Origin of the sequence: Roseateles sp. NT4, from assembly GCF_051857475.1 — a bacterium.
Classification (GTDB): domain Bacteria; phylum Pseudomonadota; class Gammaproteobacteria; order Burkholderiales; family Burkholderiaceae_C; genus Pelomonas.
In genome coordinates, this window is the sequence record NZ_JBPZGZ010000001.1 from 1,635,131 (window position 1) to 1,655,365 (window position 20,235).

The window sequence follows — 20,235 nt, forward strand, 5'->3', positions numbered from 1 at the left end:
CCCCGCGGGTGAGATTCACATGTTTGGGCGTCTGGGCACCCGGTCGCCGCCGGATACTTGCTGTCATTTCCTTTTCACCGCACGCAGGAACCAACATGGCCCTGATGGATTTCATCAAGAAACAGTTCATAGACGTCATCCAGTGGACGGAGGACGGTGACGGCACGCTGGCCTATCGCTTCCCGATGTCGGGCATGGAAATCCAGAACGGCGGCCAGCTCGTCGTGCGCGAATCCCAGGTCGCCGTCTTCGTCAATGAAGGCCAGGTCGCCGACGTCTTCGGCCCGGGCACCCACAAGCTGACGACCCAGACCCTGCCGGTGCTAACCTATCTGAAGAACTGGGACAAGCTCTTCGAGTCGCCCTTCAAGAGCGACGTCTACTTCTTCAGCACCCGCCAGCAGATCGACCAGCGCTGGGGCACCAGCCAGCCGGTCGCCATCCGCGACAAGGACTTCGGCGCCGTGCGCCTGCGCGCCTTCGGCAACTACGCCTACCGCATCCAGGATCCCAAGACCTTCCACAGCCAGATCTCCGGTACGCGCGAGCGCTACACGGTGCAGGACCTGGACGGCCAGCTGCGTGGCCTGATGCTGCAGCACATCAGCGACGCGGTCGCCAGCAGCGGCACGCCCTTCCTGGACCTGGCCGCCAACCAGGTCGAGTTCGCCGCCGCGCTGAAGAACGCCACGGCCGAATCCTTCGCCGCCATCGGCCTGGAGCTGATCTCGGTGACGATGCAGAACGTGTCCCTGCCCGAGGAGCTGCAGAAGATCCTCGACCAGCGCATCGGCATGGGCATCATCGGCCAGAACATGGGCCAGTTCATGCAGTACCAGGCCGCCCAGGCCCTGCCCGAGATGGCCAAGGGCGGCGGTGGTGGCGGCAGCGGCATCGCCGGCGAAGCCATCGGCCTGGGTGCCGGCGTGGCCCTGGGCCAGACGCTGGCCCAGACCCTGGGCCAGGGCCTGGCCGGCGTCGGCACCGCGGCGCCTGCACCCGCAGCCAGCAAGCCCGAAGACATCGTCTCGCTGCTGGAAAAGCTCGGCGACCTCAAGGCCAAGGGCATCCTGACCGACGAGGAATTCGCCGCGAAGAAGGCCGACCTGCTGAAGAAACTTGGCTGATCAGGCGCCAGCCGCGCAGCGTCGCTGGCGCGCCGCCTGTCCCAACTGCGGCGCGCCGGTCGAGTTCGCCAGCGCAGCCTCGGCCAGCGCCATCTGCGGCTTCTGCCGCAGCACGCTGCTGCGTGACGGCGACACGCTGAGCCAGATCGGCCAGAGCGCCGAGATCTTCGAAGACTATTCGCCGCTGCAGCTCGGTACGAGCGGCCGCTGGATGGGCCGCAACTTCACGGTCGTTGGCCGTGTGCAGCGCGGCTCCGAGCTCGGCAACTGGAACGAATGGCATCTGCTGTTCGACACCGGGGGCGACACGCCACGCACGGCCTGGCTCAGCGAGGACAATGGCCAGTTCGTCGTCAGCCTGGAGGCGCCGCTGGCCGAGCTGCCGCCCGAGGCACCGGGCCTGGGCCTGCCGCTGACGGTCGCCGGCCAACGCTGGCAGGTCGCCGCCATCGTCCAGGCCGCCCTGCGCGCCGCCGAGGGCGAGCTGCCGCGCCCGCCCAAGGCCGGCCGCGTCATCGAGCTGCGCAATGCCCAGGGCGAGGTGGGCAGCCTGGAATACCGGGACGGCTCGCCGCCGATCTGGTCGGTCGGCCGCAGTGTCGCCCTGGCCGACATGGCACTGCAGGGCCTGCGGCAGACGGCCGAAGGCGAGTCGGTCGCCGAAGTCAAGTTCAAGGGCCGGGCCATAGCCTGCCCGAGCTGCGGTGCGCCGCTGGAACCCAAGCTGGCGCAGACCAAGAGCATGGTCTGCGCCCAGTGCAATGCCGTCGTCGATCTGCCGGAAGGCGAAGCCCAGGCCCTGGGCTTCACGCCGCAGAGCCGCGGCCTGCCGCCGCTGATCCCGCTGGGCCGCACCGGCACCCTGGGCGTCGACGGCAAGCCCGAGGCCTGGACCGTCGTCGGCTACCAGGAGCGCTGCGACATCCCCGAGGATGCCGACGACGAGCAGAGCTTCTGGCGCGAATACCTGCTCTACAACCGGCTGGCGGGCTTCGCCTTCCTCGTCGACACCCGTGAGGGCTGGAGCCTCGTGCGCACGCTGACCGGCGCGCCCACCGCCGGCCGCGGCGGCGCCAACTGGCAAGGCCGCGACTACACCCAGCGCTGGGTCTATGGCGCCAAGACGACGCATGTGCTGGGCGAGTTCTACTGGCCGGTGAAGCTGGAAGACCGTGTCCAGGTCACCGACTACATCAGCCGCGACGGCCAATACCTGCTGAGCCGCGAGCAGCAAGGCCCCGAGATCACCTGGAGCGGCGGCAGCCCCATCCCGGCCGATGCCGTGCAGAAGGCCTTCAATCTGCGCGACACGACGGCCCAGTTCACGCGCGACGCCTCGGCCTTCAAGAGCGGCGGCAACCTGCTGCGCAACATCATCATCGCCCTGTTCGTCATCGTGCTGCTGTTCGCACTGATGCGGGCCTGCTCCAGCGACGACTGCCAGCAGTACAAGAACAGCTTCGGCGAGAACAGCAATGAATACCGGCAGTGCCGCAGCTCGCGAAGCGGCGGCTATTTCAGCGGTGGCAGCAGCGGCGGCAGTTACGGCGGCTACAGCAGCGGTGGCGGTGGCCACAAGTGAAGCGATACCCTAGGAGAACAGCATGACCCTCGACTGGCTCAAACCCGAAGTCATCCTCGGTTCGATGATGTATGCCGTCATGGGCGTCGTCATCTTCTGGGTGTCCTTCATCATCGTGGACAAGATCACCCCCTACAAACTGTGGGAGGAGATCGTCGAGCACAAGAACGTGGCCCTGGCCATCGTCGTCGGCGCCATGTGCCTGTCCATCGGACACATCGTCGCCGCAGCCATCCACGGCTGACGCCGTCCATCCCGTCCTGCACGCAGCCTGTCGCACCGCGCCTCCCGGTGCGGCAAGCGTCGCCACAATCGCGCCGCTTCGAATACAGGAGGACGCGATGAAGACCTGGTTGACCGCAGCCACCCTGGCGCTCAGCCTCACGCTGGCCCATGCCGCCGACGATGCCGCCAAGGCCTCCGAACAGGCCCGCAAGGCCGATGCCACCGCCCAGGCCTCGGGCTTCAAGATCCGCCCCGTCGATGACGCGTGGCGCGCCGCCCTGCCCCGCGATGCCGAGGCCGCCACCCAGGCCTATCTGGACCGGCTGCCGGCCGATGTGGTCGCCAAGTCCGACGCCTACTACACCGGCGGCTACTGGCTCATCTTGTGGGAGTTGCTGGCCAGCGTCTTCGTCGCCGTCGTGCTGATGACGGGCCGGCGTGCGGCGCGGCTGCGCGACGGGTGCATGCGCGTCGGCCGCGGGCCGGTACGACGCGACGCGCTGTTCGGCGCCGCCTTCGTGCTCGTCTCAGCTGTGCTGACCCTGCCCCTGGCCCTCTACAGCGGCTGGTGGCGAGAGCAGGCCTACGGCATGTCGACCCAGAGCCTGCCCGCCTGGTTCGCCGAGATGGCACTGTCTCAAGTCATCGACATGGTGATGATGGGCATCGTCGTCGCCGGCCTCTACATCGTCATCCGTCGCGCCGGCGCGCGCTGGTGGATCTGGGGCACGGGCGGCGGCATCGCCGCCCTCATCGTCGTCATCGCGATTTCGCCGGTGCTGATCCAGCCCCTGTTCAACACCTACCAAACCGTAGAGGACGGCCCCGTCAAGACGGCCGTGCTGCAGATGGCCCACGCCAACGGCGTGCCGGTGGACAACGTCTATGTCTTCGACGCCTCGCGCCAGACCACGCGCGTCAGCGCCAATGTGTCCGGCATGCTGGGCTCGGCCGCCGTGCGCCTGAACGACAACCTGCTGCGCCGCACCTCGGAGCCCGAGATCCGTGCCGTCATGGGCCATGAGCTGGGCCACTATGTGATGAACCACATGGTCAAGAACATCGCCCTGATCACACCGCTGATCTTTGTCGGCTTCGCCGTCGTCGCCTGGGCCATGCAGCGCCTGCACATGCGCTTCGCCGCCGCCACCGGCGTCAGCCGCATCGACGACGTCGCCGGCTTGCCCATGCTGGTGGCCGTGTTCTCGATCTTCTTCACGCTGGCGACGCCCCTCATCCACACCATCACCCGCGTCCAGGAGGCCGAGGCCGACAAGTTCAGCCTCAACCTGACCCGCGAGCCGCATGGCTTTGCCGAAGCCCAGCTCAAGCTCGTCGAGTACCGCAAGGCCAGCCCCGGCCCCGTTGAGGAATTCATCTTCTTCCACCACCCCAGCACCCGCAACCGCATCTACGACGCGATGCGCTGGCGCGAGGCCATGGGCACGCCGTGAGGGGAGGCGCGCTCGTCCTGCTGCTCACCCTCGGCTCCACGGCCTGGTCCGCCGAACCGGCGGACCCGCTGTGGGCCCTGGCCCAGCAGCGCGCGGCCGCCAGCCGTCCCTGGGTGGCGCAGACGGTGCAGAACGTCTACACGACCCTGGAAGGCCAGCAGACGCGCACGGCGACGGCGGTTGCCACGCTGACGGGCTGGGACGGCAGCTCACCGCAGCGCCAGATCGTTTCCCAGGGAGACGCCGAACTGGCCCAACTGGCGAGGCGAGCCCTGCCGAGCGTCTTCAGCCCGGCCGATCGCCCCGACACCGTGCTGCTGGCGGCCACCAGTGTCACGCGCGAGGACGGCGCCCAGACCTTCGAGGGCCGCACGGTCCAGGCCTTTGCTGTTCGTGGCACGACGGGGCGCAAGCAGATGGGCTTCATCGGCCGCGTGCTGGTCGATGCCGCTTCCGGCGACCTGCTGGCGGCCAGCTATCAGTTCGACCCGACGGGCGCCATGAAGGCCATGCGCTACAACGTCCACTTCGCGGCCGCCCAGGCGGGCCAACCCGCCCTGCCCGACACCTCCAACATGGAGGTCAACATCCGGATTCCCCTGCTCGGCGAGACGACGATCCAGCACACGGCGCGCATGTCGCCCTGGGTCGCCCGCCCGCCAAGCGCCCTGCCCTGAACCCAGCTCCCATGACCGCTCACGACTTCGCCACGCTGACGAACAACGCCCACGAGGACTGGACGCTGTTCGCCATCCGCTTCCACGACAAGCCGGGCGCCGGCGAGCTGCGCCGCCAGCTGCTGCAGGCCCATCTGGAATGGGCGGCCGAGAACGCAGAGATGGTGAGAGCCATCGGCTCGCTGCGCGAGTCGCCTGAGTCGACGCCGGTCGGCGGGCTGTGGGTGGTGCGGGCGCCGGACAAGGCGACCGTGGAAGCCCTGATCGCCACCGATCCCTTCACCACCGGCGGCCTGCGCGCCGGCTGGGACATCTTCTACTGGAGCAAGGCCCTGCCCCAGCCGGTGACCTTCTAGCGCTGGCGCCGACGGCGCGCGACGCCGCCCACGACGCCCAGGCCCGCCAGCAGCAAGGCAGCGGCACCGGGCTCGGGTACGGGGGCCGCGCCGATGGTGTTCACGACGGACGGGTCGATGACCAGCCTGGCGCCCGGATGGCTGGCGAGATAGGCCGGGTCGATCGTGATGATGGGGTCCACCCAGGCGCTGCCCTGGGAGGCATAAGGCGCAGGGCCGAAGATCGTGGCCGACGCAAGCAGGTTGACGCGAGCGATCTCACCCAACTCGGCAGCCGCGAAGGCGCTGACGTTGAGGTGAAACTCGAAGTCGACCAGCCCGCAGGTGGTGCCGCCGTTGCCACAACTCCAGTTCTGGATCTGGTTCGAGAACGAGCCGTTGTTGACGCCCCCCGCCGTCGACGAATGCACGACCTTGGCATAGCCGCTGCCGGCCGCGTCGCCGCTGCCGGCGAAGAAGGCCTTGCCCTTGATGGTGATCGGCACCAGATCGCTGAAGCTCATGCCGTTGGTGACGTAGAAGTCGTACTGCACCGCGGCCGACGATGACGAGCCCCTGCTCTGCAGGTGGCTGAACACAGAGCCGGCCGTGTCGACATAGGCCTGGGCCATCGGGCCATTCATGGTGGCCATGGCGGCGAAGGCGGCATTCGGGTCCACCTGCGTCAGGCTGCCCGGCGTGAAGTAGTTGTAGGTCTGCCCATAGGGGTTGGTATAGCCGTAAGCCCCGTAGGCCCACAGCGTGCTCGGCACGGCGTGAACCGCCATCGCCGCGGCGCCCAGCGCCAACCCCACCAGACTCTTGCCGATTGTTGTCATCTTCTTCATCTCCTGAGCTCCTTGCGATAACAGCTGGCGGCAGTGTGGCCAGCCGTCCGCCGCAACGCCAGCCGCGGCGCCCCATGAAGACGGGACGAAGGGCCCCCTCGGCCTCGTGTCCGGTTTTTCGGAATCGGCCCGCTTGCCTGGCGTCAGTGCGGCGAGGCCCAGCCACTAGACTGCCCACCAACCATTGCCTGGACGCCACATGACCACCCGCCGCCTCCTCCTTCAAGCCCTGCTCTGCACCGCCATGGCACCGGCCCTGGCCGCCGATGCCAAGCCCGATGTCGCTATCGTGCTGGCCCGCCTGGACCTCGCCGCCGGCAAAGTCAGCGACGTCACCAACATCACGCCCGGCAAGGGCGCCAACTTCCAACCGGCCTTCACGCGCGACAGTGCCGCCGTGCTGTTCACCTCCGACCGCTCGGGCTCGAACAACATCTACCGCTACGACATCGCCAAGGCCACGACCAAGGCCGTCACGGCGACCACCGAGAACCTGTATTCGCCAACGCCGCTGGCCGACGGCAACGGCTTCTCGGCCATCCGCGTCATCACCGCCGACCCGGCCTATGGCATCGAGATGAACGAGCCCTCGCTGTGGCTGTTCGGCTGGGACGGCAAGCCCGTCGCGCCCGTCGTGCCGACCAAGCGCATCGGCTATCACGCCTGGATCAACCCCGACCTCATCGCCGCCTTCCTCGTCGACGACGTGCCGGAGCGCAACAGCCACCGCGCCGTCATCATCAGCCGCACCACCGGCCAGCTGACGTCGATGACCGCCAAGCCCGGCCGCTCGCTGGGCCGCACGGCCGACGGCAAGCGCGCCCTCTTCGTCGACCAGACCGACCCGGCCTACTGGCGCATCAGCGCGATGGGCCCAGGCGACAAGCAGCCCCAGCCGCTGGTGGACACACCCGTCGGCCCCGAAGGCGAGAAGGACCCCAACCGCAGCCAGTACTTCGCGGCCCTGCCCGACGGCTCGCTGCTGATGGCGCGCGGCAACCTGCTGCTGCGCTGGGACGGCAAGGCGGGCAGCGTGTTCAAGACCTTCGCCGAACTCGCTGACGTGGGCGGTGCCATCCGCAATATCGCCGCCAGCCCCGACGGCAAGCGCCTGGCCTTCTCGGTGACGCTGGCCCCGGCCAAGCCGTGACCGGACAGCCCTCCACGGCTCGCGCCTCGCTGGCCGAGCTGCTGCTGCTCGCCAGCGTCTTCGTCATCGCCGCCTGCGGCCTGGTCTATGAGCTGGCGGCCGGTGCGCTGGCCAGCTATCTGATGGGCGACTCGGTGCTGCAGTTCTCCACTGTCATCGGCGTCTATCTCTTCGCCATGGGCCTGGGCTCCTGGCTGTCGCGCTTCGTCGAGCGCCAGCTCGTCGGCGTCTTCCTGCAGGTGGAGCTGCTGGTGGGCGTCATCGGTGGCCTGATGCCGGCCGGCCTGTTCGCCGTGCACAGCCTGCTGCCGCCGGGCGAAGGCATGGCCTTCCGGGCTCTGCTCTATGCACTCGTGCTGCTGGTGGGCGCCCTGGTGGGGCTGGAGATCCCGCTGGTCATGCGCATCCTGAAGCGCCACTTCAGCGCCCGCTACGGCTTGAAGGACCTGGTCTCCCAGGTGCTGACCTTCGACTATCTCGGCGCCCTGCTCGTCGCCCTGGCCTTCCCGCTGGTGCTGGTGCCCCACCTCGGCCTGGTGCGCACCGGCATCGCCTTCGGCCTGCTGAACGTCGCCGTGGCGATCTGGGCGCTGTGGATCTTCCGCGCCGAACTGCGCGCGCGCCGCAGCCAGGCCGTGGCCTGCGCGCTGTCGGCCCTGCTGCTGCTCGGCGCCCTGCTGGGCGCCGACGCGCTGACGCGCTGGTCCGAGGAGCGCTTCTACGGCGAGCACATCGTCTTCAAGCAGAGCAGCGCCTACCAGCGCATCGTCGTCACCGACGGCGGCGGCGGCACGCGGCTGTTCCTGAACGGCAATCTGCAATTCCACTCGCGCGACGAGTACCGATACCACGAGGCCCTGGTGCACCCGGCCATGGCGGCCCAGGGCGCCCCCAAGCGGGTGCTGGTGTTGGGCGGCGGCGACGGCATGGCCGTGCGCGAAATCCTGAAGTACCCCAGCGTCGAGCAGGTCACCCTGGTCGAGCTGGACCCGTTGATGACGGGCCTGTTCACGTCCAACCCCAAGCTGTCCGCGCTGAACGGGCATTCGCTGTCCAGCCCCAAGCTGCGCATCGTCAACGCCGACGCCTTCGGCTGGCTGGAGCAGCACCCCGAGGTCTTCGACGTCATCGTCATCGACTTTCCCGACCCGTCCAACTTCGCGCTGGGCAAGCTCTACACGGCCAGCTTCTACGAGCTGGTCGACCAGCACTTGAGCGCCGCCGGCTATGCCGTCGTGCAGACGACTTCGCCGCTGATCGCGCGGCGCAGCTTCTGGACGGTCGTGACGACGCTGGAGTCCGTGGGCCTGACGGCCACGCCCTATCACGCCCATGTGCCGAGCTTTGGCGAATGGGGCTTTGTGCTGGCCTCGCGCCGCCCCTTCCACACGCCGGCCGCCTTGCCGAGCGGCCTGCGCTTCCTCAGCCTCAAGAGCCTGCCGGCCCTGCTGGACTTCCCGCCCGACATGGCCCGCGTGCCCACCGAAGTGAACCGCCTGAGCAATCAGGTGCTGGTGCAAGAGTTTGAAACCGAGTGGGGACAGGTTCACTAGGAACGTCTTTTGCTGCAAGATGGGCTCGCCGGCCACTAGGCGCCGGCGCAGGAGCCACCCATGCAGACTGCCCCCTTGAAGCCCGAAGCCCTGGCCCAGGTCCACGTGCCCACCACGCCGCCTGGCACCGATGCCGGGGACCTCGACAGCATCTACGACAACCTCGTCCACGGTGTCGGCCACGAATACGTGACCGAAGCCAACGTCGAGGCGCTGATGCAGCGCGCCGCGGCCGACCACCACCCGGTGCTGGCCGAAGAGCTGCGCGAATGGCGCTCGAACAGCGACGGCAAGGACGCGACGCCCGCCACCAGCTGACGAGCGGGCAGCGCGGGCTGCTACCCTGCCGCCCTTGCGCCCGCCCCGCCCTTCTTCCCCGCCCCACGTCGCCGCTTCCGGCCCCTCGCGCCGGACGGTGCTGCTCGGCCTGCTGGCCAGCGGGTGCACGCCCGATGCGCCGGCGCTGCAGGGCGGCTGGGTCGGCACGCATCCCGAGCGTGGCCACCGGCTGCGCGGTGAACTGCCGCGGGCCGACGGGCCGCTCAAGACAACGGGCGTCCTCATCGTCGGCGCCGGCATCGCCGGCCTGGCCTGCGCGCGGGCCCTCGCCAGGCGCGGCGTCGATGACTTCGCCCTGCTCGACCTCGAAGACCAGGCCGGCGGCAACAGCCGCAGTCACAGCGTCGGCGGCTCGGCCTGCCCACTGGGCGCCCACTACCTGCCGCTGCCCGATGCCGAGGCCCACGAGGTCAATGAGCTGCTGCACGAACTGGGCCTGGCCCGTGAGCAACTGGGCCGCACGGTCTGGGACGAGAAGCACCTCTGCCACAGCCCCCAGGAACGCCTCTTCATCGATGGCGAATGGCGCGACGGTCTGCTGCCGCCGCCTGACGGGGCCGCTGCACTGGCGCAGTACCGACGCTTCTCCAGCCTCGTCACGCAAGCCCAGCGCGAACTCGGCTTCGCCATGCCCAGCCACCGTGCGCGCTGGACGGCCGGCCACGCGGCGCTGGACGGCCAGACCCTGGCCACCTGGCTGGACCGCGAGGGTCTGAACGACGCCCGCCTGCGCTGGTATCTCGACTACTGCTGCCGCGACGACTTCGGGGCCGGCGCCGACACGGTCTCGGCCTGGGCCGGCATCCACTATTTCGCTAGCCGCCATGGCTTCCATGCACCGGGCGACGAGGCCGGCGAGCGCGAGCCGGTGCTGACTTGGGCCCAAGGCAATGGCTGGCTCAGCGCCCACATCGCCGCGCCGCTGCGCGAGCGCACCCACCTGGGCCGCACCGTGCTGCGCGTGACCGAGCAGCGCCAGGGTGTCGAGCTGCTGGCCTGGAACGAGGCCACCAATGCGCCCGAGCGCTGGATCGCCCGCACCGTCGTCATGGCCACGCCTTTATTCGTTTCTGGACGCCTGCTGGCCGCGCCGCCCGACGCGCTGCGTTCGCTGAAGCAGCGCCATGCGCCCTGGCTGACCGCCAATCTGTCGCTGCGCGAGCCCCTGCTGCAGCGCGCCGGCGCGCCGCCGTCCTGGGACAACGTGCGCTACGGCACGACGGCCCTCGGCTACGTCGACGCCCGCCACCAGACCCTGGACCCGACGCCACGCGCCCCACTGCTGACGGCCTATCTCGCCCTGCCCGAAGCCCAGCGCGGCGAGCTGTTGAAGCAACCCTGGCAGCACTGGGCCCAGGTCGTCACCCAGGAGCTGGCCCAGACCCATCCCGACCTGCCCGCCAAGCTGGAGCGCATCGACCTGTGCCGCTTCGGCCATGCGATGAGCATCCCCACGCCGGGCCTGCGCGGCTCGGCGGAGCTGGCGGCGCTGAATGCGCAGCGCGGCCGCGTCGTCTTCGCCCACAGCGATCTGGCGGGGTATTCGGTGTTCGAGGAGGCCTACACGGCCGGCGTCGAAGCGGCGGCCCGGCTCAGCCTCTGAACCTGGGCGTCGCGCGGCGCAAACGCCGCGAGCAAGGCCGCGAGCAGGGCCTCGGCCTTGGCGCTGTTGTCGGCGCCGTAATTGCAGACATAGACGTCCAGCGTCACACCGCCCAGTTCGGGCCAGGTGTGTATCGCGAGATGGGACTCGGCCAGCAGCACAACACCGGTGATGCCGCTCTGCTCTTCGTGCGGCGCAAAGCGGTGAAAGAGCTCGGCCACGCCGGTCAGGCCGGAGCTTTCGACGGCCTGACGGCACAGTGCCGCCAGCGCCTCGGCATTGCGCATGACGGGCAATGCCGGGTCGACGCCGCGAAGGTCAGCCGTGAGATGAAGTCCCTGCATGTCAGTGAATCACGCTGGCGACGAGGTAGACGCGTTCGGCCAATTTGCCGCCCAGCAAGGCCAGGATGAAGCAGGCCAGGCCGCTCCCCGCATGCACGATCCAGGAGCCGCGCAGCGTCGAGATGCGAAGCGGCAGCAGGTCCAGCAGAAAGCCGGCAGCGACGCCGTGGATCGCCGCCGTCATGCCGATCACCCACAGCGCCGCGCCGTAGTGCCCCGCCACCATCTGCCCGACGCCAAAGGCCACGGCCAAGGTGCACAGCAGGTCATAGGTCGTGAAGAAGGCGCGGCGGGCCTTGTAGGGGCGCAACACCATCATCCCAGCGCCCAGGATCAGGGACTCCGCCAGGAAGAAGAGAGCGAGCTCGCCGTTCACGGAGGACTAGCCGCCGGTGACCGGAGGGAAGAAGGCCAGCTCGTCGCCCTCCGAGAGCACGGCGGATTCGGCGCACATCTTCTGGTTCAGCGCCGCACGCACAGCCCGGCCGCGAGCCAGGGCCTCGGCGTGGGCACCGCCGCGCGCCATCAGCGCCTCGCGCGCCGCCGCCACCGTGCTGCCCTCGGGCAAGCCCAGAGCCTCGCCTTCGCCCAGCTTCTCGCGCAGCGAGGCAAAGAAGCGCAGCTTCACGGTCACGCTCAAGACAGCAGCTCCGCGAAGGGGATGAAGCGCACCGCGTCGCCGGCCTTGAAAGCCTGGCCGGCGGGGTTGTCGAGCAGGCCGTCGGCCCAGAAGGCCGAGGTCAGCACGCCGCTGCTTTGGTTGCCGAACAGAGCCAGGCCGCCCTCCTCGTCCAGGCGCACGCGCAGGAACTCGCGGCGCTTGTCGGGCTTGGGCCAGTCGAAGCCCGCCACCAGGCGGTAGCCGCGCGGCGTGACGCGAGCCGCACCCTGCAGCTTCAGCAGGAAGGGCCGCACCAGCACCAGGAAGGTCACCAGGCTGGACACCGGGTTGCCGGGCAGGCCGATGAAGTGGGCGGCGCCAACGCGGCCGTACGCAAACGGCTTGCCGGGCTTGATGGCGATGGCCCAGAGGTCGAGCTGGCCTTCGGCCTGCACGGCGGGACGCAGATGGTCTTCCTCGCCGACCGAGACACCGCCCGAGGTCAGGATGACATCGGCCTTTGAAGCGGCCTCACGCAACGCGGCGCGGGTCGCGTCCAGGCGGTCGGGCACGATGCCCAGGTCGATGACCTCGCAGCCCAGACCTTCGAGCAGGGCGCGCAGCGTGAAGCGGTTGCTGTTGTAGATGGCGCCGGGCGGCAGAGGCTCGCCGGGCATGACGAGCTCGTCGCCGGTGGAGAACAGGGCCACACGAGGACGGCGAGTCACCGTCAGTTCGGCGGCACCCGCCGTGGCGGCCAGGCCCACGGCGACGGCGTCCAGGCGCGTGCCGGTCGGCAGCACGACGGCGCCTACGCGCACGTCCTCGCCGCGCAGGCGCACATTGGCGCCCGCCGTGATGGGCTGGGTCACGCGGACCTGATCGCCCACCAGCTCGGTGTACTCCTGCATGACGACGGTGTCGGCACCCGGGGGTACCTGGGCGCCGGTGAAGATGCGCGCGGCCTCGCCGGGCGGCAGCGGCGTGGGCACGCTGCCGGCGGGAATGCGCTGGGTGACAGGCAGCGGCTGGCCCACGTCGGAGGCGCGCAAGGCATAGCCGTCCATGGCCGAGTTGTCGGCCGGTGGCACGTCCACCGGCGAGATCAGATCGGCGGCCAGCACCCGACCGACCGCGACTCTGGTGGCCAGCGTTTCACGCCCGGCCAAAGGCTTGGCTTCGGCCAGCAGCCGGGCCAGTGCTTCGTCCAGCGGAATCAGTGGCGACTTCTTGGGTTCAGACATGGGCGTGAATGTAGGCCTTCACCTGGCCCACATCGGCCGGCATGACCTTCACGCGCTTGGGGAGTTGCTCGATGCCTTCCAGGTTCGCGGGCCGCGGCGGCTCGGTGCCCAGGGCTTCGACGATGGTGGCCGCGAACTTGGCCGGCAGGGCCGTCTCCAGCACCAGCATGGTCACGGCGGGGTCGCGCTTCTCCAGCGCCACCTTGAGGCCGTCGGCCGTGTGCGGGTCGATGACGACACCATGTTCGGCATGGCAGCGGCGGATGGTGGCCACGCGGTCGGCGTGTGTGCTGCGGCCGGAGATGAAGCCGAAGCCGGCGATGTCGGCATGCTCGCCGCCGCCCAGCTCGAACTGCGTGGCGCCGAAGTGCGCTTTGACGCGCGCGCCGTCGCGGCCCAGCAGGTCGAAGACAAAGCGTTCGAAGTTGCTGGCCTTGGAGATGTCCATGGACGGGCTGGACGTCTCGTGCGTGTCGGCCGTGCCGCGCGGGCGGTAGGCGCCGGTGCGGAAGAACTCGTCCAGCACGTCGTTCTCGTTGGTCGCGACCACGAGCTTGGCGATGGGCAGGCCCATCATGCGCGCGACGTGGCCGGCGCAGACATTGCCGAAGTTGCCGCTCGGCACCGTGAAGCTGACCTTCTCCGCGTTGCTCTTGGTGGCCTGGAAATAGCCGGCGAAGTAGTAGACAACCTGGGCCAGCAGCCGCGCCCAGTTGATGGAGTTGACGGTGCCGATGCGGTGCTCGCGCTTGAAGGCGAGGTCGTTGGACACGGCCTTGACGATGTCCTGGCAGTCGTCGAACACGCCTTCGATGGCGATGTTGTGGATGTTGGCGTCCTGCAGGCTGAACATCTGGGCCTGCTGGAAGGGGCTCATGCGGCCGTTGGGGCTGAGCATGAAGACGCTGACGCCCTTCTTCCCACGCATGGCGTATTCGGCGGCGCTGCCGGTGTCGCCCGAGGTGGCGCCCAGGATGTTCAGCGTCTCACCGCGGCGGCCGAGCTCGTATTCGAACAGCGCGCCCAGCAGCTGCATGGCCATGTCCTTGAAGGCCAGGGTCGGGCCATTGGACAGGCCCTGCAGGGCGATGTGGTCGCCCAGCCAGGTCAAGGGCGTGATGGCCTCCGAGCCGAAGATCTCGGCCGTGTAGACCTTGCGCGTGATCGCGCGCAGGTCATCGGCGGGGATGTCGTCAATGTAGAGGGACAGGATCTCGAAGGCCAGGTCGGCATAGGCCAGGCTGCGCCAGCGCGCCAGCGTCGCGGCATCGACGCGTGGGTAGGTCTTGGGCAGATACAGGCCGCCGTCGGGCGCCAGGCCTTCGAGCAGGATGTCGGAGAAGCCGCGCTCGGTCTTGTCGCCGCGGGTGCTGATGTACTTCATGTCGTCGATTCCATATTCACTTCACCCACACTCCATGCATTTGCGGGCCGAGCGCCGGGCCGCTCCCTAGCCGGCCCGCCCTGGCGATGTGCTTGCCGGCCGCGCCGGCGAGCATCGCCGTCCCCTCGGGGGACCGGTCAGGCGCACCGCGTTCAGCGGTGTGCGGCTGGACGAGGGGCTCCATTTCAGGCCAGTTCTTCCTTGCGGATGCGCACGATGGGGGCGAGCACGGTCGGCAGGCCCTGCATCTTGGCCAGGGCCTCGTTCATGCGGCCCTCGACGGTGTCGTGGGTCAGGATGATGAGGTCGGTCTGGCGCTCGCCCTCGGCGGATTCGCGCTGCAGCACGGCGTCGATGGAGATGTCGTGCTCGGCCAGGATGGTGGTGATGCGAGACAGCACGCCGGGCTGGTCGGCCACGACGAGGCGCAGGTAGAAGGCGGTGTGCACCTCGGCCATCTCGAGGATGGGCGTGTTGCTCATGGCATCGGGCTGGAAGGCCAGATGGGGCACGCGGTGGTCGGGGTCGGCGGTGTGCAGGCGCGTCACGTCAACCAGGTCGGCGACGACGGCCGAGGCGGTGGGCTCGGAGCCGGCGCCCTTGCCGTAGTACAGCGTCGTGCCGACGGCATCGGCCTGTACGACGACGGCGTTCATGGCGCCTTCGACATTGGCGATCAGGCGGCTCGACGGGATCAGCGTGGGGTGCACGCGCAGTTCGATGCCATTGTCACGACGGCGCGTGATGCCCAGCAGCTTGATGCGATAGCCCAGCTGCTCGGCGTACTTGATGTCGGTGGCCTGCAGGCTGGAGATGCCCTCCACATGGGCCTTGTCGAACTGCACCGGCACGCCGTAGGCGATGGCGCTCATGATGGTGAGCTTGTGGGCGGCGTCCACGCCTTCGATGTCGAAGGTGGGGTCGCTCTCGGCATAGCCCAGGCGCTGGGCTTCCTTCAGCACGACACCGAAGTCCAGGCCCTTGCTGCGCATCTCCGACAGGATGAAGTTGGTGGTGCCGTTGATGATGCCGGCGATCCACTCGATGCGGTTGGCCGTCAGGCCTTCGCGCAGGGCCTTGATGATGGGAATGCCACCGGCCACGGCCGCTTCAAACGCGACGACGACGCCCTTCTCACGGGCGGCCTCGAAGATCTCGGTGCCATGCAGGGCCAGCAGGGCCTTGTTGGCCGTGACCACATGCTTGCCGTTGGCAATCGCCTGCAGCACCAGGCTGCGCGCCGGCTCGATGCCGCCAATCAGCTCAACGACGATGTCGATGTCAGGGTTGTTGACGAGTTGCTGGGCATCGCCGACGCAGGGCACGCCGTCACCGACTTGTGCCTGGTAGGCCTTGGCGCGCTCGGCATTGCGCGCCGCGACCATTGCAATCTCGATGCCCCGACCGGCGCGGCCGCGAATCTCGGCCTGGTTGCGCTGCAGGACGTTGAAGGTGCCGGCACCGACGGTGCCGAGGCCGATCAGGCCGACTTGGATGGGCTTCATCTGCAGGACTCTCAGGAATTGCGCCGACGGTAGCCGGCAAGGAAACGTTCGATACGGCCGATGGCCTCGCGCAGGTCGTCCACATTGGGCAGGAAGACGAGGCGGAAATGGTCGTGCTCGGGCCAGTTGAAGCCGGTGCCCTGCACGATCAACACCTTCTCCTCGGCCAGCAGCTCGTAGGCGAATTGCTGGTCGTCGGCGATGGGGTAGATCTTGGGGTCCAGGCGCGGAAACATGTAGAGGGCGGCCTTGGGCTTGACGACGCTGACACCCGGGATCTGGGTCAGCAGCTCGTAGGCCAGGTCGCGCTGGTGGCAGAGCCGACCGGTCGGCGCCACCAGGTCCTTGATGCTCTGGTAGCCGCCGAGTGCCGTCTGGATCGCCAATTGACCCGGCGTGTTGGAGCACAGCCGCAGCGAAGCCAGCATGTTCAGGCCCTCGATGTAGTCGCGGGCATGGCGCTTTTCGCCGCTGACCACCATCCAGCCGGCCCGGTAGCCGCAGCTGCGGTAGTTCTTGGACAGGCCGTTGAAGGTGATGAACAGCACGTCATCGGCCAGGCTCGCCATGCTGGTGTGCGTGACGCCGTCGTACAGGGTCTTGTCGTAGATCTCGTCAGCGAAGACGACGAGTTGGTGGCGGCGAGCCAGTTCGATGATGCCCAGCAGCAGGTCGTCCGGATACAGGGCGCCGGTCGGGTTGTTGGGGTTGCAGACCATGATGCCGCGGGTGCGCGGGCTGATCTTGGCCTCGATGTCGGCCAGGTCGGGCAGCCAGCCGGCGGCTTCGTCGCAGCGGTAGTGCACCGGGCGGCCGCCCGAGAGGCCGACGACGGCCGTGTAGAGCGGGAAGTCGGGCGCCGGGATCAGGATCTCGTCGCCGTCGTTGACCAGGGCATTGATGGCCATCTGGATCAGCTCGGAGGCGCCGTTGCCCAGGTAGACGTCATCGACGGTGACGCCCTTGACGCCCTTCTCCTGGGTGTAGTGCACGACCGCCTTGCGGGGCGCGAACAGACCCTTGCTGTCGGTATAGCCACCGGCGTCGCCGAGGTTGCGGATCATGTCCTGCACGATCTCGTCCGGCGGCGTCAGGCCGAAGACGGCCGTGTTGCCGATGTTCAGCTTGATGATCTTCTGGCCCTCTTCCTCCATCTGGCGGGCCTTGTCCAGCACCGGGCCACGGATGTCGTAGCTGACGCTGGCGAGCTTGCTGGACTTGGCGATGGGCTTCAAAAGGGGCTCCGAGGCAGCGTTGCTGCAGTGCAAAAAGGGGGATCTTGGAGTTTAAGCAAGGCCCGGGCATGCGCCCTGCCGACTTGAGGGACACTCGCGCCCGGCTTTCCTGGGCAGCCCAGCCCGTTTTCCGATGAAGTTCCAGCTCGACGAGCCGCAAGGCGGCAACAGCATTTCCCGCCATGACGCCCAGGGCGTCTGGGTCAACGGCCGCCCCCACACGGCCAGCGTCCTCGTCCCCTGGAAGGGTGACGTGGTCGCCTGGGCGCCTTCGCGCTTCGAGGAACTTCAGCCTGCGCATTTCGAAGCGATCCGGGCCCTGAATCCCGAGCTGGTCGTCTTCGGCAGCGGTGCCCGGCTGCGCTTCCCAAGCCCGTCCCTGTGGCGTGGGCTGGTCGAAGCGCGCATCGGTTTCGAGGTCATGGACAACGCAGCCGCTTGCCGGACTTACAACGTGCTTGCCAGTGAAGGTCGCAACGTTCTGGCAGCATTGCTCATCGAGGGATGACCGGAACCGACCGGGAGGTCGGGGCTAGGCTTTATAATCACGGGCTATTGCTTGCGGGCGCCCGCGTGTAACGCTCTAGTGAATTGCTTCACAGCGCCACGAACCGGGGACCCCGCGAGCACAACGCTTCTGCTGCACCCCCAATGACGCCTGCGCTCAACAAACCCCTGCCGGAAATTGAGGCTCAAGCCACCGGCGGCGTGAAGTTCACTGCCAATGCCTTCCTGGGCAAGTCGGTCGTGCTGTATTTCTACCCGAAAGACAATACGCCCGGTTGTACCACCGAGGCCATGCAATTCCGTGATCGCCACAAGGACTTCGTGAAGGCTGGCGCGGTTGTGCTCGGCGTTTCGCGCGACAACATGGTGTCGCACGAGAAGTTCAAGCAGGCCCTGGAGCTGCCTTTCGAGCTGATCGCCGACACGGAAGAAAAGCTTTGCCACATGTTCGGCGTGGTCAAGAACAAGATCATGTACGGCAAGAAGGTCAAGGGCATCGAGCGCTCGACCTTCCTGATCGCCCCGAACGGCATCCTGGTGGGCGAATGGCGTGGCATCAAGGTCGCTGGCCATGTCGACGAAGTCCTGAAGGCCGTGAAGGGCCTGAAGAAGGAAGCCGCCTGACGCGAGAAACGCGTTGTTTGCTGACATCGCGGGCACCCGCGGTATGTGCATAATCAGCTCATGCCCCGGGTCGAATCCTTGTCTCAGACGTCAAAGCCGCACTCATCCTGTGCGGCTTTTTGCTTTCTGGAGCCTGGATCGCGTGGGGTTCACTTGCCGCCCACCCGCCGTACATGCCACTGCCTAAGCCTCCTGCACAACGCGCCAGCCGCCTCGATGCCACTGCTTACTCGGCCACTCTGACCCCCAGCAAACCCCGCGCGACACCTCCGGTCGCGCCCGCTGTTGCCCCGGTAGTCCCGGTTGCAGCCCCGACAGCCGAAGTGCTGCGCCTCCCCACCCCTGCTTCCAGCCCGAATTCCGGTCCTGCCGCCCGATCTGCCCTGCCCACCAAATCGGCCAGCAAGGCGCCCGCCAAAGCCGCCGCGCCCAAACGCACGCGCAAAGCGGCCGGCGCCGCCAAGCTCTTCGTGCTCGACACCAATGTGCTGATGCACGACCCGATGTCGCTGTTCCGCTTCGAGGAGCACGACGTCTTCCTGCCCATGATCACGCTCGAGGAGCTGGACGGGCACAAGAAGGGCATGACCGAAGTCGCCCGCAACGTGCGCCAGGTCAGCCGCGAGCTGGACCAGCTCGCCGCCGGCCTGCAAACCAGCAGCCTGGAGGAGATGTCCAAGGGCCTGCCCCTGGCCGGCACCGGCCACCGCGAGGCCGAGGGCAAGCTGTTCTTCCAGACCGAGCTCATCGACACGCCGCTGCCGCAAGGCTTGCCGCAAGGCAAGGCCGACAACCAGATCCTGGGCGTCGTCCAGGCGCTGAAGGGCCTGCACCCGGGCCGCGAAGTCGTGCTGGTGTCCAAGGACATCAACATGCGCATCAAGGCCCGTGCCCTGGGCCTGCCGGCGGAGGACTACCGCAACGACAAGACGCTGGAAGACTCCGACCTGCTCTACACCGGCGTCCAGGCCCTGCCCGCGGACTTCTGGGACCGCCACGGCAAGACCATGGAGAGCTGGCAGCAGGGCGGCACGACCTACTACCGCATCAGCGGCCCTCTTGTGCCCACGCTGCTGATCAACGAGCTGGTCTACCTGGAAGCCCCCGGCGAGACACCGCTCTATGCCAAGGTCACCGAGATCACCGGCAAGACGGCCGTGCTGCGTACGCTGAAGGACTACGGCAACCAGAAGCACGCCGTCTGGGGCGTCACGTCACGCAACCGCGAGCAGAACTTCGCGCTCAACCTGCTGATGGACCCCGAGTGCGACTTCATCACGCTGACCGGCACGGCCGGCACCGGCAAGACGCTGATGACCCTGGCCGCAGCCCTGGCCCAGGTCTTCGATGAGCGCCGCTACAGCGAGATCATCGTCACCCGCGTCACCGTGCCGGTGGGCGAAGACATCGGCTTCCTGCCCGGCACCGAGGAAGAAAAGATGGGCCCCTGGATGGGCGCCCTGGACGACAACCTCGAGGTGCTGGCCAAGGGCGGCTCGTCGGCCGGCGAATGGGGCCGCGCGGCCACCAACGACCTGGTGCGCAGCAAGATCAAGATCAAGAGCCTGAACTTCATGCGCGGGCGCACCTTCCTGAACAAGTTCGTCATCATCGACGAGGCCCAGAACCTGACGCCCAAGCAGATGAAGACCCTGATCACCCGCGCCGGCCCGGGCACCAAGATCGTCTGCCTGGGCAACCTGGCCCAGATCGACACGCCCTACCTGACCGAGGGCAGCTCCGGCCTGACGTTCGCGGTGGACCGCTTCAAGGGCTGGGCCCACAGCGGCCATGTCACGCTGGCGCGCGGCGAACGCTCGCGGCTGGCCGACTTCGCCTCCGAAGTGCTTTGAGCGACTGAAGCCGCCCGCGGGGCGGCACGGCGATTGCCGTGGGGA

At 68.1% G+C, this 20,235-nt stretch carries 21 protein-coding genes; 13 read left to right on the forward strand and 8 right to left on the reverse strand.

Annotation, left to right across the window (positions count from 1 at the left end):
- The first annotated feature begins 95 nt into the window (after nucleotides 1–95).
- From ACS5PN_RS07650 to ACS5PN_RS07675, 6 genes are all read left to right on the forward strand, one after another.
- Nucleotides 96–1,127, forward strand: a complete 1,032-nt coding sequence (locus ACS5PN_RS07650) for an SPFH domain-containing protein (RefSeq protein WP_439463327.1) — start codon at nucleotides 96–98, stop codon at nucleotides 1,125–1,127.
- On the forward strand, nucleotides 1,120–2,709 hold the full coding sequence (locus tag ACS5PN_RS07655; RefSeq protein WP_439463328.1) for a DUF4178 domain-containing protein: 1,590 nt from the start codon (nucleotides 1,120–1,122) through the stop codon (nucleotides 2,707–2,709). Before ACS5PN_RS07650 ends, ACS5PN_RS07655 begins: the two co-directional genes overlap by 8 nt.
- 22 nt (nucleotides 2,710–2,731) lie before the next feature.
- The gene (locus tag ACS5PN_RS07660; RefSeq protein ID WP_439463329.1) at nucleotides 2,732–2,953 is read left to right on the forward strand and encodes a DUF350 domain-containing protein; all 222 of its coding nucleotides are present in this window, start codon (nucleotides 2,732–2,734) and stop codon (nucleotides 2,951–2,953) included.
- Nucleotides 2,954–3,050: 97 nt separating this feature from the next.
- Complete coding sequence (locus tag ACS5PN_RS07665) at nucleotides 3,051–4,388, forward strand: M48 family metallopeptidase (RefSeq protein WP_439463330.1); 1,338 nt, start codon at nucleotides 3,051–3,053, stop codon at nucleotides 4,386–4,388.
- A complete protein-coding gene (locus ACS5PN_RS07670; protein WP_439463331.1) occupies nucleotides 4,385–5,065 on the forward strand; it encodes a hypothetical protein in 681 nt (226 codons plus the stop codon). Before ACS5PN_RS07665 ends, ACS5PN_RS07670 begins: the two co-directional genes overlap by 4 nt.
- 11 nt (nucleotides 5,066–5,076) lie before the next feature.
- Entirely contained in the window at nucleotides 5,077–5,421 is a 345-nt protein-coding gene (locus tag ACS5PN_RS07675) for a YciI family protein (protein WP_439463332.1), read from the forward strand.
- Here the strand turns inward: ACS5PN_RS07675 and ACS5PN_RS07680 are convergent.
- Complete coding sequence (locus ACS5PN_RS07680; protein ID WP_439463333.1) at nucleotides 5,418–6,248, reverse strand: PEP-CTERM sorting domain-containing protein; 831 nt, start codon at nucleotides 6,246–6,248, stop codon at nucleotides 5,418–5,420. The two genes, ACS5PN_RS07675 and ACS5PN_RS07680, sit on opposite strands and share 4 nt — an antisense overlap.
- 199 nt (nucleotides 6,249–6,447) lie before the next feature.
- On the opposite strand from ACS5PN_RS07680, the gene ACS5PN_RS07685 reads away from it, so the two are divergent.
- From ACS5PN_RS07685 to ACS5PN_RS07700, 4 genes are read left to right on the forward strand one after another with little or no spacing between them, the layout of a single operon-like run.
- Complete coding sequence (locus tag ACS5PN_RS07685; protein WP_439463334.1) at nucleotides 6,448–7,398, forward strand: TolB family protein; 951 nt, start codon at nucleotides 6,448–6,450, stop codon at nucleotides 7,396–7,398.
- Nucleotides 7,395–8,951 (forward strand): polyamine aminopropyltransferase, encoded by a 1,557-nt coding sequence (locus ACS5PN_RS07690; protein ID WP_439463335.1) that lies wholly within the window; start codon nucleotides 7,395–7,397, stop codon nucleotides 8,949–8,951. The genes ACS5PN_RS07685 and ACS5PN_RS07690 overlap by 4 nt, the downstream gene beginning before the upstream one ends.
- A gap of 60 nt (nucleotides 8,952–9,011) precedes the next feature.
- Nucleotides 9,012–9,269 (forward strand): hypothetical protein, encoded by a 258-nt coding sequence (locus tag ACS5PN_RS07695; protein WP_439463336.1) that lies wholly within the window; start codon nucleotides 9,012–9,014, stop codon nucleotides 9,267–9,269.
- A gap of 34 nt (nucleotides 9,270–9,303) precedes the next feature.
- Complete coding sequence (locus ACS5PN_RS07700; protein WP_439463337.1) at nucleotides 9,304–10,893, forward strand: flavin monoamine oxidase family protein; 1,590 nt, start codon at nucleotides 9,304–9,306, stop codon at nucleotides 10,891–10,893.
- On the opposite strand, the gene speD is transcribed toward ACS5PN_RS07700, so the two are convergent.
- From speD to ACS5PN_RS07735, 7 genes are all read right to left on the reverse strand, one after another.
- Nucleotides 10,851–11,237: an adenosylmethionine decarboxylase gene (speD, locus tag ACS5PN_RS07705; protein ID WP_439463338.1), complete on the reverse strand. Its 387-nt coding sequence runs from the start codon at nucleotides 11,235–11,237 to the stop codon at nucleotides 10,851–10,853. The two genes, ACS5PN_RS07700 and speD, sit on opposite strands and share 43 nt — an antisense overlap.
- 1 nt (nucleotide 11,238) lies before the next feature.
- Nucleotides 11,239–11,613: a hypothetical protein gene (locus ACS5PN_RS07710; RefSeq protein WP_439463339.1), complete on the reverse strand. Its 375-nt coding sequence runs from the start codon at nucleotides 11,611–11,613 to the stop codon at nucleotides 11,239–11,241.
- Nucleotides 11,614–11,619: 6 nt separating this feature from the next.
- A complete protein-coding gene (gene moaD, locus ACS5PN_RS07715; RefSeq protein WP_439463340.1) occupies nucleotides 11,620–11,877 on the reverse strand; it encodes a molybdopterin converting factor subunit 1 in 258 nt (85 codons plus the stop codon).
- Complete coding sequence (locus ACS5PN_RS07720; RefSeq protein WP_439463341.1) at nucleotides 11,874–13,082, reverse strand: molybdopterin molybdotransferase MoeA; 1,209 nt, start codon at nucleotides 13,080–13,082, stop codon at nucleotides 11,874–11,876. Before ACS5PN_RS07720 ends, moaD begins: the two co-directional genes overlap by 4 nt.
- Nucleotides 13,075–14,466, reverse strand: coding sequence for a threonine synthase (gene thrC / locus ACS5PN_RS07725; RefSeq protein ID WP_439463342.1), 1,392 nt, complete (start codon nucleotides 14,464–14,466; stop codon nucleotides 13,075–13,077). Before thrC ends, ACS5PN_RS07720 begins: the two co-directional genes overlap by 8 nt.
- Nucleotides 14,467–14,651: 185 nt before the next feature.
- Complete coding sequence (locus tag ACS5PN_RS07730; protein WP_439463343.1) at nucleotides 14,652–15,971, reverse strand: homoserine dehydrogenase; 1,320 nt, start codon at nucleotides 15,969–15,971, stop codon at nucleotides 14,652–14,654.
- A gap of 11 nt (nucleotides 15,972–15,982) precedes the next feature.
- Nucleotides 15,983–17,206 carry a pyridoxal phosphate-dependent aminotransferase gene (locus tag ACS5PN_RS07735; RefSeq protein WP_439463344.1) on the reverse strand — a complete coding sequence of 408 codons (1,224 nt, stop codon included), beginning with the start codon at nucleotides 17,204–17,206 and terminating at the stop codon, nucleotides 15,983–15,985.
- Nucleotides 17,207–17,339: 133 nt separating this feature from the next.
- On the opposite strand from ACS5PN_RS07735, the gene ACS5PN_RS07740 reads away from it, so the two are divergent.
- The 3 genes from ACS5PN_RS07740 to ACS5PN_RS07750 all read left to right on the forward strand — a co-directional run bounded on the left by ACS5PN_RS07740 (nucleotide 17,340) and on the right by ACS5PN_RS07750 (nucleotide 20,190).
- The gene (locus ACS5PN_RS07740) at nucleotides 17,340–17,714 is read left to right on the forward strand and encodes an Mth938-like domain-containing protein (protein ID WP_439463345.1); all 375 of its coding nucleotides are present in this window, start codon (nucleotides 17,340–17,342) and stop codon (nucleotides 17,712–17,714) included.
- Between the two features lie 143 nt (nucleotides 17,715–17,857).
- Nucleotides 17,858–18,337, forward strand: a complete 480-nt coding sequence (locus ACS5PN_RS07745) for a peroxiredoxin (RefSeq protein ID WP_439463346.1) — start codon at nucleotides 17,858–17,860, stop codon at nucleotides 18,335–18,337.
- Between the two features lie 173 nt (nucleotides 18,338–18,510).
- A complete protein-coding gene (locus ACS5PN_RS07750; protein WP_439463347.1) occupies nucleotides 18,511–20,190 on the forward strand; it encodes a PhoH family protein in 1,680 nt (559 codons plus the stop codon).
- The last annotated feature ends 45 nt before the right edge of the window (nucleotides 20,191–20,235 follow it).

Bases quoted from the DNA above. Each gene is read 5' to 3' on its own strand.
- ACS5PN_RS07650 (WP_439463327.1), top strand. From the start codon at position 96: ATGGCCCTGATGGATTTCATCAAGAAACAGTTCATAGACGTCATCCAG.
- ACS5PN_RS07660 (WP_439463329.1), top strand. From the start codon at position 2,732: ATGACCCTCGACTGGCTCAAACCCGAAGTCATCCTCGGTTCGATGATG.
- ACS5PN_RS07665 (WP_439463330.1), top strand. From the start codon at position 3,051: ATGAAGACCTGGTTGACCGCAGCCACCCTGGCGCTCAGCCTCACGCTG.
- ACS5PN_RS07675 (WP_439463332.1), top strand. From the start codon at position 5,077: ATGACCGCTCACGACTTCGCCACGCTGACGAACAACGCCCACGAGGAC.
- ACS5PN_RS07680 (WP_439463333.1), bottom strand. From the start codon at position 6,248: ATGAAGAAGATGACAACAATCGGCAAGAGTCTGGTGGGGTTGGCGCTG.
- ACS5PN_RS07685 (WP_439463334.1), top strand. From the start codon at position 6,448: ATGACCACCCGCCGCCTCCTCCTTCAAGCCCTGCTCTGCACCGCCATG.
- ACS5PN_RS07695 (WP_439463336.1), top strand. From the start codon at position 9,012: ATGCAGACTGCCCCCTTGAAGCCCGAAGCCCTGGCCCAGGTCCACGTG.
- speD (WP_439463338.1), bottom strand. From the start codon at position 11,237: ATGCAGGGACTTCATCTCACGGCTGACCTTCGCGGCGTCGACCCGGCA.
- ACS5PN_RS07720 (WP_439463341.1), bottom strand. From the start codon at position 13,082: ATGTCTGAACCCAAGAAGTCGCCACTGATTCCGCTGGACGAAGCACTG.
- thrC (WP_439463342.1), bottom strand. From the start codon at position 14,466: ATGAAGTACATCAGCACCCGCGGCGACAAGACCGAGCGCGGCTTCTCC.
- ACS5PN_RS07730 (WP_439463343.1), bottom strand. From the start codon at position 15,971: ATGAAGCCCATCCAAGTCGGCCTGATCGGCCTCGGCACCGTCGGTGCC.
- ACS5PN_RS07740 (WP_439463345.1), top strand. From the start codon at position 17,340: ATGAAGTTCCAGCTCGACGAGCCGCAAGGCGGCAACAGCATTTCCCGC.
- ACS5PN_RS07745 (WP_439463346.1), top strand. From the start codon at position 17,858: ATGACGCCTGCGCTCAACAAACCCCTGCCGGAAATTGAGGCTCAAGCC.
- ACS5PN_RS07750 (WP_439463347.1), top strand. From the start codon at position 18,511: ATGCCACTGCCTAAGCCTCCTGCACAACGCGCCAGCCGCCTCGATGCC.